Origin of the sequence: Pseudoalteromonas sp. S4741 (assembly GCF_005886135.1) — a bacterium.
GTDB lineage: Bacteria > Pseudomonadota > Gammaproteobacteria > Enterobacterales > Alteromonadaceae > Pseudoalteromonas > Pseudoalteromonas tetraodonis.
Map to the genome: position 1 here is coordinate 57052 of NZ_PNCN01000022.1, position 14854 is coordinate 71905.

Annotated in this window: 15 protein-coding genes; 10 read left to right on the forward strand and 5 right to left on the reverse strand. The window is 40.9% G+C overall.

Annotation, left to right across the window (positions count from 1 at the left end):
* The first annotated feature begins 93 nt into the window (after positions 1-93).
* Positions 94-1380: an alkaline phosphatase gene (locus CWC30_RS03785; RefSeq protein ID WP_076923228.1), complete on the forward strand. Its 1287-nt coding sequence runs from the start codon at positions 94-96 to the stop codon at positions 1378-1380.
* Between the two features lie 68 nt (positions 1381-1448).
* On the opposite strand, the gene CWC30_RS03790 is transcribed toward CWC30_RS03785, so the two are convergent.
* The 4 genes from CWC30_RS03790 to CWC30_RS03805 all read right to left on the reverse strand — a co-directional run bounded on the left by CWC30_RS03790 (position 1449) and on the right by CWC30_RS03805 (position 4838).
* A complete protein-coding gene (locus CWC30_RS03790) occupies positions 1449-1778 on the reverse strand; it encodes a hypothetical protein (RefSeq protein WP_013463304.1) in 330 nt (109 codons plus the stop codon).
* A gap of 74 nt (positions 1779-1852) precedes the next feature.
* A complete protein-coding gene (gene tsaB / locus CWC30_RS03795) occupies positions 1853-2554 on the reverse strand; it encodes a tRNA (adenosine(37)-N6)-threonylcarbamoyltransferase complex dimerization subunit type 1 TsaB (RefSeq protein ID WP_138626465.1) in 702 nt (233 codons plus the stop codon).
* Between the two features lie 8 nt (positions 2555-2562).
* Positions 2563-4479, reverse strand: coding sequence for a DNA repair helicase YoaA (gene yoaA, locus CWC30_RS03800; RefSeq protein WP_138626466.1), 1917 nt, complete (start codon positions 4477-4479; stop codon positions 2563-2565).
* Between the two features lie 128 nt (positions 4480-4607).
* Complete coding sequence (locus CWC30_RS03805) at positions 4608-4838, reverse strand: hypothetical protein (protein ID WP_008112623.1); 231 nt, start codon at positions 4836-4838, stop codon at positions 4608-4610.
* 396 nt (positions 4839-5234) lie between these two features.
* Between CWC30_RS03805 and hisG the strand changes: the two genes are divergently transcribed.
* From hisG to CWC30_RS03835, 6 genes are read left to right on the forward strand one after another with little or no spacing between them, the layout of a single operon-like run.
* A complete protein-coding gene (gene hisG / locus CWC30_RS03810) occupies positions 5235-6134 on the forward strand; it encodes an ATP phosphoribosyltransferase (protein ID WP_138626467.1) in 900 nt (299 codons plus the stop codon).
* Positions 6135-6139: 5 nt separating this feature from the next.
* On the forward strand, positions 6140-7441 hold the full coding sequence (gene hisD / locus CWC30_RS03815; protein WP_138626468.1) for a histidinol dehydrogenase: 1302 nt from the start codon (positions 6140-6142) through the stop codon (positions 7439-7441).
* The gene (gene hisC, locus CWC30_RS03820; protein WP_138626469.1) at positions 7431-8519 is read left to right on the forward strand and encodes a histidinol-phosphate transaminase; all 1089 of its coding nucleotides are present in this window, start codon (positions 7431-7433) and stop codon (positions 8517-8519) included. Before hisD ends, hisC begins: the two co-directional genes overlap by 11 nt.
* Positions 8516-9577 (forward strand): bifunctional histidinol-phosphatase/imidazoleglycerol-phosphate dehydratase HisB, encoded by a 1062-nt coding sequence (gene hisB, locus CWC30_RS03825; RefSeq protein WP_138626470.1) that lies wholly within the window; start codon positions 8516-8518, stop codon positions 9575-9577. Before hisC ends, hisB begins: the two co-directional genes overlap by 4 nt.
* Complete coding sequence (gene hisH / locus CWC30_RS03830) at positions 9574-10164, forward strand: imidazole glycerol phosphate synthase subunit HisH (protein WP_138626471.1); 591 nt, start codon at positions 9574-9576, stop codon at positions 10162-10164. Before hisB ends, hisH begins: the two co-directional genes overlap by 4 nt.
* A gap of 27 nt (positions 10165-10191) precedes the next feature.
* A complete protein-coding gene (locus CWC30_RS03835; protein ID WP_138626472.1) occupies positions 10192-10926 on the forward strand; it encodes a 1-(5-phosphoribosyl)-5-[(5-phosphoribosylamino)methylideneamino] imidazole-4-carboxamide isomerase in 735 nt (244 codons plus the stop codon).
* Positions 10927-11189: 263 nt separating this feature from the next.
* On the opposite strand, the gene CWC30_RS03840 is transcribed toward CWC30_RS03835, so the two are convergent.
* Entirely contained in the window at positions 11190-12056 is an 867-nt protein-coding gene (locus CWC30_RS03840) for a DMT family transporter (RefSeq protein WP_138626473.1), read from the reverse strand.
* A gap of 145 nt (positions 12057-12201) precedes the next feature.
* Here CWC30_RS03840 and CWC30_RS03845 point away from each other — a divergent pair, with 145 nt between their 5' ends.
* The 3 genes from CWC30_RS03845 to CWC30_RS03855 all read left to right on the forward strand — a co-directional run bounded on the left by CWC30_RS03845 (position 12202) and on the right by CWC30_RS03855 (position 14849).
* Positions 12202-13107, forward strand: coding sequence for a LysR family transcriptional regulator (locus tag CWC30_RS03845; RefSeq protein WP_138626474.1), 906 nt, complete (start codon positions 12202-12204; stop codon positions 13105-13107).
* Positions 13108-13122: 15 nt separating this feature from the next.
* A complete protein-coding gene (locus CWC30_RS19210; RefSeq protein ID WP_138626475.1) occupies positions 13123-13326 on the forward strand; it encodes a 3'-5' exonuclease in 204 nt (67 codons plus the stop codon).
* Positions 13327-13778: 452 nt separating this feature from the next.
* Positions 13779-14849, forward strand: a complete 1071-nt coding sequence (locus CWC30_RS03855; protein ID WP_069439725.1) for an efflux RND transporter periplasmic adaptor subunit — start codon at positions 13779-13781, stop codon at positions 14847-14849.
* Positions 14850-14854 lie beyond the last annotated feature (5 nt).

The following is a 14854-nucleotide window of genomic DNA, read 5'->3' on the forward strand; positions in this document are numbered from 1 at the left end:
TTCGAGATTTCATAACATATTCATTTATTTATCTTGCTATCGGTATACAATAATAGTCGCTATTAAAATTAGTACACTTAAAGGGTACGCACAATGAAAAAACAGTTCGGCTTATTAGCGCTTTTATGTACAACAGGAGCATTCGCTCAAACAGCGCCTAAAAATGTTATTTATATGATTGGTGATGGCATGGGTCCCGCTTTCACTACCGCTTATCGTTATTACAAAGATGACCCTACAACAAAAGAAATAGAAACAACCGTTTTCGACACTATGTTAAAAGGCATGGCGCACACTTATCCTGATGACCATACTTATGTAACAGACAGCGCAGCAGGTGCAACTGCACTTAGCAGCGGTCATAAAAGTTATAATGGCGCAATCGCTGTCGATACGGCTAAAAAACCGGTTAAGACCATGCTAGAAATTGCAAAAGAGCAAGGAATGACAACAGCGTTAGTGGCTACTTCACAAATTAACCATGCAACACCTGCAAGCTTTGCCGCGCATAATGAATCAAGAAGAAATTATGATGACATCGCAAACGACTACATTGACAATAAAATTGCTGGTAAATTACCGGTTGATTTAATGTTAGGCGGTGGAACTCAATATTTTATTCGTGATGACAGAAACTTAGTCGACGAATTTAAAAAAGCAGGTTATCAATACGGTGACGATATTAAAAACTTAGGTCAAATTACACAAATCCCTGCTATTGGTTTATACGCACCTAAGGGATTACCTTTTGCGCTAGATGAAAACCCTACGAGATTAAAACAGTTAACCTCTAAAGCGTTTGATTTGCTTGATGGGCAAAACGATAAAGGCTTTTTTGTGATGATTGAAGGCAGCCAAATTGACTGGTGTGGTCACGCAAATGATATTGCTTGCGCAATGGCTGAAATGGACGACTTTGCAAAATCAATCGAAACGGCAAAAGCCTATGTAGATAACAACCCAGACACTATTTTAGTGATCACGGCTGATCACTCTACAGGCGGTTTAACCATTGGTGCGCATGGCCAATACAAATGGGGAACCGACATCATCAAAGGTGTTAAAGCCACTGCGGGTACATTAACCAAATTATTAATGGGATCAGATAACCTTAAAACGGTATGGCAAGCCAATACCCGTATTGAATTTACAACTGAAAACGAAATTAAACTTAAGCAAGCTAAAGCCATGGGTGAAAAAACCCTTAATTTAGCGGTTAAAAGCATTATCAATGATTTAAGTTTCACTGGTTGGACAACGGGCGGACATACCGCTTCTGATGTGCAAGTATTTGCCTATGGTAAAAATAGTGATGACTTTATTGGTTCACAAAACAATACTGACATAGCTAAAAAACTGATTAGTTACATAAAACAGTAATCACTGGTATAAAAATAAAAAGCCCGAATAATCTATTCGGGCTTTTTATTTGGCTATTAATTTTATAATTAAGCATATATATCAACACCAATTAAGCTTTGAACTTCAGCTCTTCGCTCTAAATTAGCAAACTCAGTGTAAGTAGAAATTGCCTTACTAACTTGCGCACTCGGTTGATCGTAAATAGTTTGGCTATATTGGGCCTCTTTGGTGTTCGCTTTTACAAACTCTTTTGCGAGTTCAAGCCCTTCGGGGCTACTCTTAACATAGTCTGTATTGGTTTTCTGTGGTATTGGCTGCTCTGATAGTCGTTCGGGCTTTGCCGTAACAACAGCAGTAGAACGCACCTTAGCAGGGATATCACCAGTAAAAAAACCAGAGCTTATAGGCAGCGACATTACGCTTCTCCAACCAACAACATGCTTAAATTATGATTTAAAATAGCTCAATATGCAAACAACACAACTTAGCGTTATTCGCGGCCTGGTAATTTTTTCCAGGTCACTGTGTCACGCACATACTTAGGCTGAGCATCACTGGCTTTTACGCCATTACCTGCAAGGTACTGTGCATCCACTAACGCTAACATGTATTGTGCATCGGGTAGCGTAATTTCAGGGTGTACACTCACATTTGTAAATGTAGTTAATGCATCGGGATAACTTTTAAATCCAGTCCCCACGCCGGTTGCTGTTTTGTTTGTGTCTATCAATGAAGCGTCAAGCAGTTCTGGCTTAAAAACACGTTCTTCACCTTGAAGTGTCATCAAATTATTATTAACTTGGTATTGAGCAAAGTATATTTCCCCCATACGCGCATCAATGCTTGAATAAACCACTTCATCGCCAAATTGTTCAAACGCTTGTTGCGCCATAACCGCTAAGGTAGAAACCCCCACTAGCGGTAAATTAGTTGAATACGCAAGACCTTGGGCAATGGCTACGCTTATGCGCACGCCAGTAAAACTACCTGGGCCTTGGCCAAATCCTATTACGTCTAAATCTTTTAATTTACAGCCGGATTTACCAAGTAACTCATCAATAAGTGGCAGTATTTTTTGACTATGTTGCTGCGGACACTCTTCAAAATGATGAAATGTTTTACCCTGATAATGCAAAACAATTGATAATGCTTCTGTAGAAGCATCTAGGGCGAGAATATTACTTTTGATCATTTTTGTACTCAATTAATATGTTTTAAAAATGTATTGGCATCTTCTAAGCTTCGTGTACGGCGCATTGGCGGTAAACTCTTTAAAAATACTTGTCCGTATTGGCGTGTAACTAAGCGATTATCGCAAATCACTAGCACGCCTTTATCTTTGTTGTCTCTTATTAAGCGACCTACCCCCTGCTTTAATGCAATCACTGCTTGGGGTAATTGAATATGTGCAAACGGGTCTTTGCCTTGCATTTGACAATCTTGCATTTTAGCTTGTAGTAAAGGGTCATCAGGGGCAGCAAACGGTAGCTTATCAATAATAACACAGCTTAAAGTACTGCCTCTTACATCAACCCCTTCCCAAAAGGACGCTGTGCCGAGTAACACGGCATTACCATGACGGGTAAATTTTTCTAATATAATGCGTTTAGACATTTGCCCTTGCATGTAAACCGGATAGTCCATTTGTGTGGTTAAGCCCTCAGCCACCAAATGCATCATTCGGTAACTAGTAAATAGCACAAAACAACGCCCTTTTGCTGATTTTATGAGTTCGAGAGTTAACTTTACAATCGCATGCGGCATATTATCGGCGTGCGTTTCAGGTAAATAGCGCGGCAAGCACAAAAGCGCCTGATTTTCATAATCAAATGGACTGTCTACCATCATACTTTGCTTTGGTTTTAACCCAAGGCTGGCATTAAAATGAGTGAGTTCGTTGTCGACCGATAACGTGGCCGAGGTAAACACAAACCCTGCGCCAGACTCTTTCATCATCAATGCAAATTTTGCCGATACGTTCAATGGCGTTATATTGATTGTTAAATAGCGTCTCGTGGTTTCATACCAGTAACTAAACCCTGTCTGGGCGGTATCGAATACGCGTTCTAACTGGCCTTTAAAAGCCAATACACGTTCAAACGGATGTTCTATTTTATCGCTGCGCTCTAAGCATAACTTTAAAACCTGATACACAAACTCTAAATCACTAATTACGCGGTGTAATGCCGAGCAAATAAGCTTATTGCTAAGCTTTTCGCGCCAATCGCCTCGGCTACCATCAACTCCAAACTGCAACCTTAAATCAGCGACACTGGTTTCCAGTTTATTTAAACTTTTGCCTAATTGCAGCATGTCTGGAATTTCAGCGCGGTAAATAGCGCGCAAATCGTTAATTAAATCCACCAGCTTTTTGGTGCTCATGGTTTCGCCAAAATAGTCGCTGGCAATTTCACTTAACTGGTGGGCTTCATCAAATATATAGGCATCTGCGTTGGGCATTAGCTCTGCAAAGCCAGACTCTTTAACCGCCATATCGGCAAAAAATAAATGGTGATTAATTACCACAACATCGGCATCAGCCGCTTTTAAACGTGCTTTGCGAATATAGCATTCTTGAAAGTCAGGGCATTCTTTGCCTAAGCAATTATCAGCGGTTGAGCTTACATAAGGTAGCACTTTGGCGTCTTCTTCAATACCAATGCAATCGGCAAGATCACCGCTGTGGGTCTCACTGGCAAACTTTGCAACCATAGCAAGCTGATGCATAACATCAGGGTCGTCTGTGGGTACGTGTGCCACATGCTGAGTTAGTCGATATGTACACAAGTAATTGGCACGCCCTTTTAACAAGGCCGTTTTTTTCGCTGCACCTAAGGCTTTTACTAATACGGGTAAATCACGGTGATAAAGCTGCTCTTGCAGTGCTTTAGAACCGGTTGAGATAATGGTTTTACCTTTAGATTTAAGTGCGGGGGCTAAATAGGCAAAGGTTTTACCTGTGCCAGTACCTGCCTCAACAACAAGTTGAGCTCGGGTTTTTAATGCATCATCAACAGCCACCGCCATATCGATTTGAGGCTGGCGTGGTGTGTATCCATCTATTGATAAAGCCAAAGGCCCGGTCGCACTAAACAGCTGTTTGATAATACCAATCACTATGTAAAAAATAATAGCGGGATTTTACGTAAGCCCAGAGCCAAGAGCAAGTAATGCCGTGATTAATCAGTCCCCCTCTACATTGAGAAGAATATTTAACACGCAGTGGGAGGTTTACTTTTATTAATCTAAGCCCAAGTATCTAAATGAGGCTTGTCGTCATCTTCTGCGTTGCTATTGCTCGATTTTTTTTGGTCGAACGATGCTTTTTTTTGTTTTTCTATCTCTTTCTTTTTGCGCTCTTCAAGTTCAACTTGCTTCGCCCTAGCGCTTTGTTGCACCCCTGCAATATGAAAAGCACCTTTAGATTCAAGCGCTAAACGGGTAATAGGCCCTAAATAGGGGATCATTATATCCATGTGTGACTCCAGCAGGTTGCGCGTTATTTAATCACCATAAGACTGTTGATAAATAAAGCAATATGTTAACTATTATCGGCAGTTATAAGATATTCTTTAATTAAAGAAAATTTTTCTTGCCATGCTGTCGGTTAATGTGTTTTCATAAATGCGAAATTTATTAAACAGATTGCAGCTAAGCGTTAACACAATGACGATTAGCCAAATAGGATAAAAAATGCTTAATTCACTGACAGTTGTACATCACCACCATCATTCATCGGAATAACCTGTCAGGTCTTTCGCTGAGAGGTTGTTCCTAAAAGGAAACCTCTGGCGAATCAACATACCAAGATTCATTTTCGCCCTGAGGTTTCCCTCGGGGTTTTTAGTTTTTAAATTAAAGGAAAATGAGTAATGAATAATAGTAATCGTCTTCGTATCGCCATCCAAAAAGGTGGCCGCCTATCTAAAGATTGTCAAGATCTGCTTAAACAACTGGGTGTAAAACTCAATCTTCGTGAGCAGCGCCTAATAGCACACTCAACCAACATGCCTATTGACGTATTACGTGTGCGCGATGACGATATCCCAGGCTTAGTTATGGACGGTGTTTGTGATTTAGGTATTGTTGGCGAAAACGTACTAGTTGAAGTACAAGCAGAAAGAGAGCGCCAAGGTGTACCAAGTGAAGTTTCAAAGCTTGCTAAACTTGACTTTGGTTACTGTCGTTTAGCACTTGCATGGCCACAAGAACTTGGCAAACAAGACAAGAGCTGGTTTGAAGGCAAACGTATTGCGACCACTTACCCAGAAATTTTAAGCCAATACTTAAAACGCGAAGGCATTAACGCCAGCACAGTAATGTTAACAGGTTCAGTGGAAGTAGCCCCACGAGCAGGACTTGCCGATGCTATTTGTGATTTAGTCTCTACTGGCGCAACACTTGAAGCAAATGGCTTAATGCAAGGCGACACTATTTTAGAGTCAAATGCCTGTTTAATCCAAAACACTCAACTACAAGATACTGAAAAATTAGCACTCATAAATAAGCTAATGCCGCGTTTACGTGGTGTTAAGCAAGCTAAAGAAAGCAAATACATTATGCTACACGCACCAAAAGATAAGCTTGATGAAATTTGTGAAATTTTACCTGGCGCTGGCCAACCTACCTTACTTGCCCTTGCAGGTAATGATGAATATGTTGCCCTACACATGGTGAGTAGCGAAACCCTATTTTGGGAAACCATGGAGCAACTTAAAGCCCTTGGTGCCAATTCTATTTTAGTTATGCCAATTGAAAAAATGATGGAGTAACAACAATGCTTCGTTGGAATGAGGAATCATCACAAGTTCAAGCAGCGGCGCTTATGCGCCCTGCTGTATCAGCGAGTGAAAAAGTAGAAAGCATTTGCCAGACTATTTTGGCAAAAGTTAATGCGCAAGGCGATGCCGCTTTACTTGCATTAGCAAAAGAGTTCGATAATAGAGCCGAGCCGCGTTTACGTGTACCACTTGATGAAATTAATGCCGCTGAGAAAATGCTAAGCCCAGAGCTTAAGTATGCAATTGATACCGCTTATGCCAATGTGAAATGTTTTCACCAAGCGCAACTACCAAAAGATATTAAGTTATCGACTCAACCCGGCGTTGACTGTGAACTAAAATATCAAGCCATCGAAGCAGTCGGTATTTATGTACCTGGCGGAAGTGCCCCTCTTCCGTCATCGGTTATTATGCAAGGTGTATTGGCGCAGTTAAGCGGTGCAAAAACCGTAGTACTAACCACACCAGTACAAGGTGATAAAGCAATTAACCCGGCTATTTTATATGCCGCTAAATTATGTGGTATCACTACAATTATTGAAAGCGGCGGTGCAGGCGCGATAGCTGCTATGGCCTATGGCACAGAGTCTGTTCCTAAAGTAAATAAAATTTTTGGCCCAGGTAACAGCTTTGTCACTATGGCAAAACAGTTAGTCGCACAAACGATTCCAGGTATGGCGATTGATATGCCAGCAGGGCCATCAGAAGTGTTAGTGATTGCAGATGAACGTGCAAACCCAGAGTTTATTGCTGCCGACTTACTGTCTCAAGCAGAACACGGGGCTGACTCACAAGTTATTTTATTATGTAACAGTGAAACCATTATTGAACAAACGCAAGATGCACTCACACGTCAACTTGCCAACTTAAGTCGAAAAGACACCGCCGAACAGGCATTGGCTAATTCGTCACTTATTCTAGTTGATTCAGTAGCCCAAGCGTTTGACGTATCAGCGCAATATGGGCCAGAGCACTTAATATTACAGCTTGGCGATGCCACTCCTTATTTAGATAAAGTAAAGAATGCAGGCTCTGTATTTGTTGGCGATTACACCCCAGAGTCAGCGGGCGATTATGCCTCAGGCACTAATCACGTGTTACCCACTTATGGTTACAGTGCAACTTACTCTAGCTTGAATTTACTTGATTTTTTTCGTACTTACACAGTACAAACCATCAGTAAAAGTGGATTAACTGAGCTTTCAAAAGCTATTTTACCCTTAGCAGATGCAGAAGGCCTAGATGCCCACGCTAATGCGGTTTCAATTCGTTTAGAGGCAATAAAAAATGAGCAATGAGAGCGGCTTATTACCTGATAATATTGCAGCGCTTGCTGCGTATAGCTCAGCTAAAAGTGAAAAACTAACCGGCACAACCTGGCTTAATGCCAACGAAAGCCCGTATGCTAAAAACCTTGAAATAACAATTGAAGACTTGAATCGTTACCCCGATCCTCAGCCTCAATTGGTTATTGACCGCTACGCTGCCTATGCTGAGCTTGAAAACGAAAATGTATTAATGACTCGCGGCGCAGATGAAGGCATTGAATTATTAGTACGTACCTACTGTGAACCGTCAAAAGACAGCATTGCACTATTTTTACCAACATATGGTATGTACAAAGTAACGGCCGATACACACAACGTCGCAATCAATGGCCTAACACAAGCGCTTTTATTAAATGCCAGCGTGGATGAAATAGTTGCCGCTGTGGGTAGCTCAAAACTAGTGTTTATTTGTAATCCAAATAATCCAACTGGAAGCTTAACGCCGCTAGATAAAGTAAAAGCCATTGCCACTGCGCTTGCAGGTAAAGCATTAGTGATTGTTGATGAAGCCTATATAGAGTTTTGTCCAGAGCAAAGTGCAACACAACTTATAAACGAGTTTAGTAATATTGTAGTGCTACGTACACTGTCAAAAGCGTTTGCGTTGGCAGGCCTGCGAACCGGGTTTACCCTCGCTCAAGCCAGTGTACTTGCGCCCATTCGTAAAGTCATTGCACCGTATCCGGTATCGAGCGTGGTAGCGAGTATTGCAGCGCAAGCCATTGCCCCTGATGCCATTACCTCTATGCGTCGCCAGGTGAGCATTTTAAGCAGCTTAAAATTAAAGCTAATAGAGTGGTTAAACGCCTCCCCTGCTGTATTAAAAATTCTCACTGGTGAAGGCAACTTTGTTACCTTAAAATTGGCCGATAAAAACAGCTTTAAAGTTGCCCTAGAACAAGGCTTAGTCATGCGGGCATTTACCTTATACGGTGAAGACGACTGGCTACGCATTTCAATTGGTAGCGAACAAGAATTAGAACAAGTAAAAATTTGGCTCGATGGTTTAACCACCCCAACAGCCCTATCACAACAGGAAGTATCATGAGTAACCCCTATTTATTTATAGACCGTGACGGCACCATTATTGAAGAGCCAATCACCGACAAACAGGTAGATAGCCTTGAAAAGTTGGCTTTTTTACCTGATGTTATTCCGGCATTATTACAACTACAAGCCGCTGGTTATCGCCTAATTATGGTATCTAATCAAGATGGTTTAGGCACTGACAGTTTCCCTACTGCGGAATTTGATATAGCCCAAGACAAAATGATGGACATACTCAACAGCCAAGGGATTAAATTTGATGAAGTTCTGATCTGCCCTCACTTTGATGAACAAAATTGTGACTGCCGTAAACCAAAAACTGGTTTACTTACTGAGCTTATGCGCTCTGGCAACGTAGATTTAGCGCGCTCTTTTGTAATTGGCGACCGCCAAACTGATATTGGCCTTGCGCAAAACTTATGTTGTGAAGGTATTTTATACGATGGTAGCTGGCCTGCTATTGTTACTAAGCTGACCACGGCAAACCGTGAAGGCCGTGTCACTCGCAACACTAAAGAAACGCAAATAGATGTAGCGGTTAACCTTGATCAAACCAAAAATGGCAGCATTGAAACTGGCCTAGGTTTTTTTGATCACATGCTGGATCAAATTCGCACTCACGCCAATATTGGCTTAAATATTAAAGCCAAAGGCGATTTACACATAGATGAGCACCACCTAGTTGAAGATATCGGCATTGCACTTGGCCTTGCCCTTAAACAAGCGCTAGGTACAAAAACGCAAATTGGTCGCTATGGCTTTGCACTCCCTATGGATGAATGTAAAGCAGAAGCGCAAATTGACTTATCGGGCCGCGCCTCGTTTGTGTTAAACGCTAACTTTAGCCGTGAAAAAGTGGGCGACTTAGACGTGCAAATGGTTGAACACTTCTTTAAAAGCTTAAGTGATAATGCCGCCATGAGCCTTATTTTGTCGGTTAGCGATGGTAATTGTCATCACCAAGTTGAAGGCCTTTTTAAAGCGTTTGCAAGAGCACTTCGCGCTGCAATTGCAAAAGATGCTTCGCAACAAACAGCCAGCTCTAAGGGGTGTTTATGATTGCCATAATTAATACCGGTTGTGCCAACATTAACTCAGTTCGTTTTGCCTTTGAGCGCTTAGGGAAAACGCCTGAGGTGATCACCTCACCTGAGCAACTAAAAGGCTTCGAACGTGCTATTTTACCCGGTGTAGGCCATGCTTCTGTTGCGATGAAACGCTTAAAAGACGCTGGTTGGCAGCAAGCAATTGATGAATATCAGCGCCCGCTGATGGGCATTTGTTTAGGCATGCAATTACTTTGCGACAGCACTGAAGAAGGCAACGTTGATTGCCTTGGCAAAATTCCGGGTGTTGTTAAGCACTTAGAAGTGAGTACATTAACCTCACCACATATGGGGTGGAATGACCTAAGCGTGCTAAAAGAGCATGCCCTTACCAAAGGGTTATCGGCGCAAGATCAAGTGTACTTTGTGCATAGCTTTGCGCACACAGTAAACGATGCCACCCTAGTTAGCGGTGAATACGGGCAAGCTTTTTCAGCGATAGTTGCCAAAGATAACTACGCAGGCATGCAGTTCCACCCAGAGCGAAGCGCCAAAGTAGGCACCCGACTTTTACAAAACTTTTTAGATTGGCAGCTGTAAGCGCAGCAAAAAATAAGAGAAATAAACGTGATTATTCCAGCACTCGATGTATTACAAAACCAAATTGTGCGCTTATACCAAGGTAAGTATGATACAGCACAATTTTACCCTTTTGAGCTTGGCGCACGCTTACAAGAGTACGCAAATAGCGGCGCAGGTAAGCTGCACCTAGTTGATTTAGAAGGCGCGCGCGATCCAAATAAAAAACAGTGGCAGCATATACAAGCTGCGACTAAAGCGCTTAATGTTCCTTATCAAGTGGGCGGCGGTATTCGTTCAGAGCAAGATGTTGCTGACTGGCTAAAAGCCGGTGCTAACCAAGTCGTGATTGGCTCAATGGCCGTTGAAAAGCGTGAGCAAGTAAAGGCTTGGATTGAAAAGTTTGGCAGTGAACACTTTGTTATCGCACTAGATGTTAATAAAACTGATAACGGCTGGGCACCAGCAACACATGGTTGGTTAAGTGAATCTGAGTTTGGCTTGTTCGAACTTGTTGATTTTTACGTGGCACTTGGCGTGGTTGATTTTCTGTGTACTGACATCAGCAAAGACGGCACCATGACCGGCCCTTCGTTTGCACTTTATGAAGACTTAACAAACCACAACAGCGAAATTAAAGTTCAAGCGTCAGGCGGTGTAAGCTCACTGGATGATATTGCAAAGCTGAAAAAGCTGGGCGTTGGTGGTGTTATTTTAGGTAAATCATTACTCGATGGTGCCTTTAATGTTGAGGAGGCGTTAGCATGTTATCAAAACGCATAATTCCCTGCCTATATGATAGCAAATATTTATAAGAAATAATAAAACCTAAAAAAATAATCAAAAAGCTAATTATTTGAAGGGCTTACAACTATAAGCAAGTAGTGAGCCCTATCCTATCTATTAGGTTAATAATATAAAATATGTAGCCTATACATCTCCAATTGACTATTATAAATAACAAGTGTCGCCTATATGTATCCTATGACAGTTAAACGCTCGTTCCCAAACGCGGTCACGTTGGAAAGTTAGATTAACTTTATCATTTATATTATTTTACTTGTTTGCTTTATCTTTGCTTCTACCTTGGCTAACCAAATCAGCGGAATAATAATTAAAGAAGATCCTATAGCTAAGCTCAGGTCCGGTATTTCATCGAACCACAGCACCCCTACAACTACAGCACCTAATAAGCCAGTGTATTCGGCACTGGAAATTTTACTGGCTTCGATTGCTCTATATACCAATACACATATACCAGCATAAATTAGTATAAAAGTGTTGGAGCCTGTTGCCGTTAACATTGGAGTCCAGTCCCAAGGTTTGCCTTCCCATAACGCCAACCCAAGTGCGGCTGGGATACCTACTAGGTTGGTGAGCATTAAAGTTTGGAACACATTATGATGCTGAGGTAATTTACGAACCAATAAATTATTTACAGCCATAGTCAATGCGACGACAAGGGCGGCAATCGCTGCCCAATTAATTTGTGTTGGTTTAACCACGATAAGTACGCCGATAAAGCCCAAAACAGCAGCAGCAATTGAGTGGCTAGTCAGCTTTTCCTGAAACAATATCATGGCTAACGGCAGCATAAGCAAAGGCGCTGTATAGAAAATAGCATTTACGGTAGCTAACGGCAGAGCGCCCAGAGCGAATACCATAAATATTGCCCCTAATAACCAAATGTGGCCACGTATAAAGTGCCATTTGAGGCCAGCGAAGAGGCTTTGTTTATTACTGAATAGACAAAATGGAAGTAAAATCAGCACTGCGGTCAATTGACGAAATAATACAAATTGGTATATGGCAGTATCTGCTGGCAGAGTTTTTATCAAAGCGTCAGAAAAAACACCAATTATATTTCCGATGATAAGTAATGTCATCGCGAGTCCGACAGTTATTTTGGGCATTTCATTACTCCTGCTACATTCTAGAAAATGTCAATAGAACTGAATTAATAGAGTTACGTTTGTAAAACGGTTATATGATTAGCGTATTCCATACCTTATATGATGTATAATGTTTAAAATTTTTTTAGTATGAGCTAAATTTATAATGAAGTTGCCTCCTTTACGTGCCCTGCAATGCTTTGAAGCTGTTGCGCGACTTAATAGCTTTTCCAAAGCTGCTGAGCACCTCAATGTGACTCAAAGTGCGGTTAGTCACCAAGTTCGATTACTCGAAGACTATTTGGGTGAAACTCTGTTTAACCGACAGGGGCGTTCTTTTTCCTTGACTAAGGTCGGGGAACGTTACTTTGAAGAAGTGACTAACTCATTAGGAAATCTATCAAATGCCAGTCAAATGATACGTCACGGGGAATCAGGCAATCTTCGTTTGGCTTTATATAGCTCTGTTGCGGTGAACTGGTTGATACCGAAGTTAGAAGATTTTAGAAATCAGCACCCAGAAATAGAAATAACTTTAAATATGGTCGGGGATCAACCGGATTATAATGACCAATTTACGGATTGTTTTATTACAATGAATCCACCGGAACGTAACTTTGTCAATCAATTCATGTTTACTGAAAAACTTTATCCAGTGTGTGGAAAAAAGCTTTGGCAGCAGTTAAGAAATAAGCCTCTACCTGATTCATTATGGCAACACCCGTTATTATCAGTACAATACTCAGATACAAATGAAAGTCTTGGTGACGACTGGTTACGTTGGTGTATGAGTGGTAAATTTGAATTACCTAAAGACGTCAAAATTAATCAATTTAGTCATGTCTTACTTGCCGCTGAAGCGGCTCGATATAATTTGGGAATTACCCTCATTAGTAATTACATGATGGATGTTCAGGATCGCCAGCAAAGTCTTGTGCGCATACCTATGCACGAGCTTATTACCGGAGATAAATTCTATTTTGTCTATAAGGAAACACGAGCTAGGCAACCTGATATTATGAAATTAGGTCGTTGGCTTAAACAGCAGTGTTATGAGCTGGAATCAGCTTAGCTATTTAAATCAGAGTTGAAGCTAGATGAGTTCAACACGTTTATTCAACCGCAACGACACCCTAAACTAACCGACTTATGTACGAACTTAACAAGTATCACTCAACACGATGTTGATCATGCACCTTATTACCCTGAAGCAATTGGCGCTTTCCAAAAGTGGCTAGGCAATTACGATAACTACCTGTTTTGTAGCTGGGGAGAGTATGATAAACACTAATTTGAACAAGACTGTGCTTTTCATAATGTGCCATACCCTATTCCAGCTCCGCACCTAAACATTAAGAAGGAATTTTCAAAGATTCAAAAAGTACGCAAAAGACAAGGTATGGCCGGAGCGTTAAAACTTGCGAAGATTCCTCACTTTTAAAAAACTGATTGTTAATTATACTTAGGCCTATATGAGCAAGTACTAAATTGTAATTTTGGTGCTTTCTACACAATCAAACAAATTAATACAAAACTGTACAAGTAATAATAAACTCTTGAAATTAAAATGTTATTTTTTACTCATTAACTAACGGCTGCTTCTATTCAAGTAGTCAGTAGTTACTACTTTATAAATTGCATTTCAGGTAAATTTGAAAACAAACTCAATTGGCTATTTTGTAATTTTTAATTGCTTAAAAATGCCAACAATTAACAACGCACTTTTTATTTAAGGTAAGCCAAATGATCAAAACACCATGTTTTACTAAATTTAATTTAATTAGTATTACGTTTTTGCTTTTATTAGCCGGTTGCTCAGAAAGCGAAGTCACTACACAAAAACAAAACGAACCACGTGCGGTTAAACTAATAACCATAGGTGATGAGTCGCAATCAAAAACGCTCACCTACCCCGCCACTATCGACACTATAAATAGCTCAAAGCTTGCTTTTCAAGTTAGCGGAAAGCTAGAAACGCTTAATGTTATTGCCGCACAAAATGTAAAAAAAGGCGATGTAATAGCCGTATTGGAACAACGAAACTTTATTAATGAGGTTAAGTCGAGCAAAATTCAGTTTGAAACCGCCGACAATGATTATCAACGTGGTTTAAAGCTCGCTAAAGATGGGGTTATTTCGCAACGAGATATAGAGCAACTAAAATCTAAAAAAGAAGTAGCCGAATCACAGTATGACTCAGCGCAAAAAGCACTATCCGACAGTAAAATTATAGCGCCTTACGATGCCATTGTTGCTGAGGTGCCAGTAAAGCAGCTTGAGAACATAAGCGCGGGTCAACATGTTGTTACTTTATTTGGTAAAGGCGAAATGGAAGCGGTGGTAAATATTCCCGCTTCAATTGTGGCCACGGTTGACTCTAAGCAAAACAATGTAGCGTCAGTTATTTTACAAGATGTATCGACTCCCCCCATTCCAGCAACATTTAGACGTGCCAATTTAGAAGCTGACTCTGCGAGTCAAACTTATGAAGTCCGATTTGCATTTGCTGTACCAAATAACCTTAATGTATTGCCTGGCATGAATGCCAGTCTAAAAATAACCCGTGAAAGCAGCTCAAATACAACTCGTTTATTAGTGCCAACCTTTGCTATTTTTGAACAAAATGGTGAACACTTTGTATGGACAGTTGACGCTCAAACTATGCAAGCTTCTAAAACTCCCGTTACTATTGAAAATGGCATTGGAGAACAACTCATCGTCACTGACGGTTTAAGTGCTGGCGATGTAATTGTTGGTGCAGGTGCAAACTATGTAACTGAGGGTATGAAAGTACGTCCTTGGACTAAAGCATAGGAGCG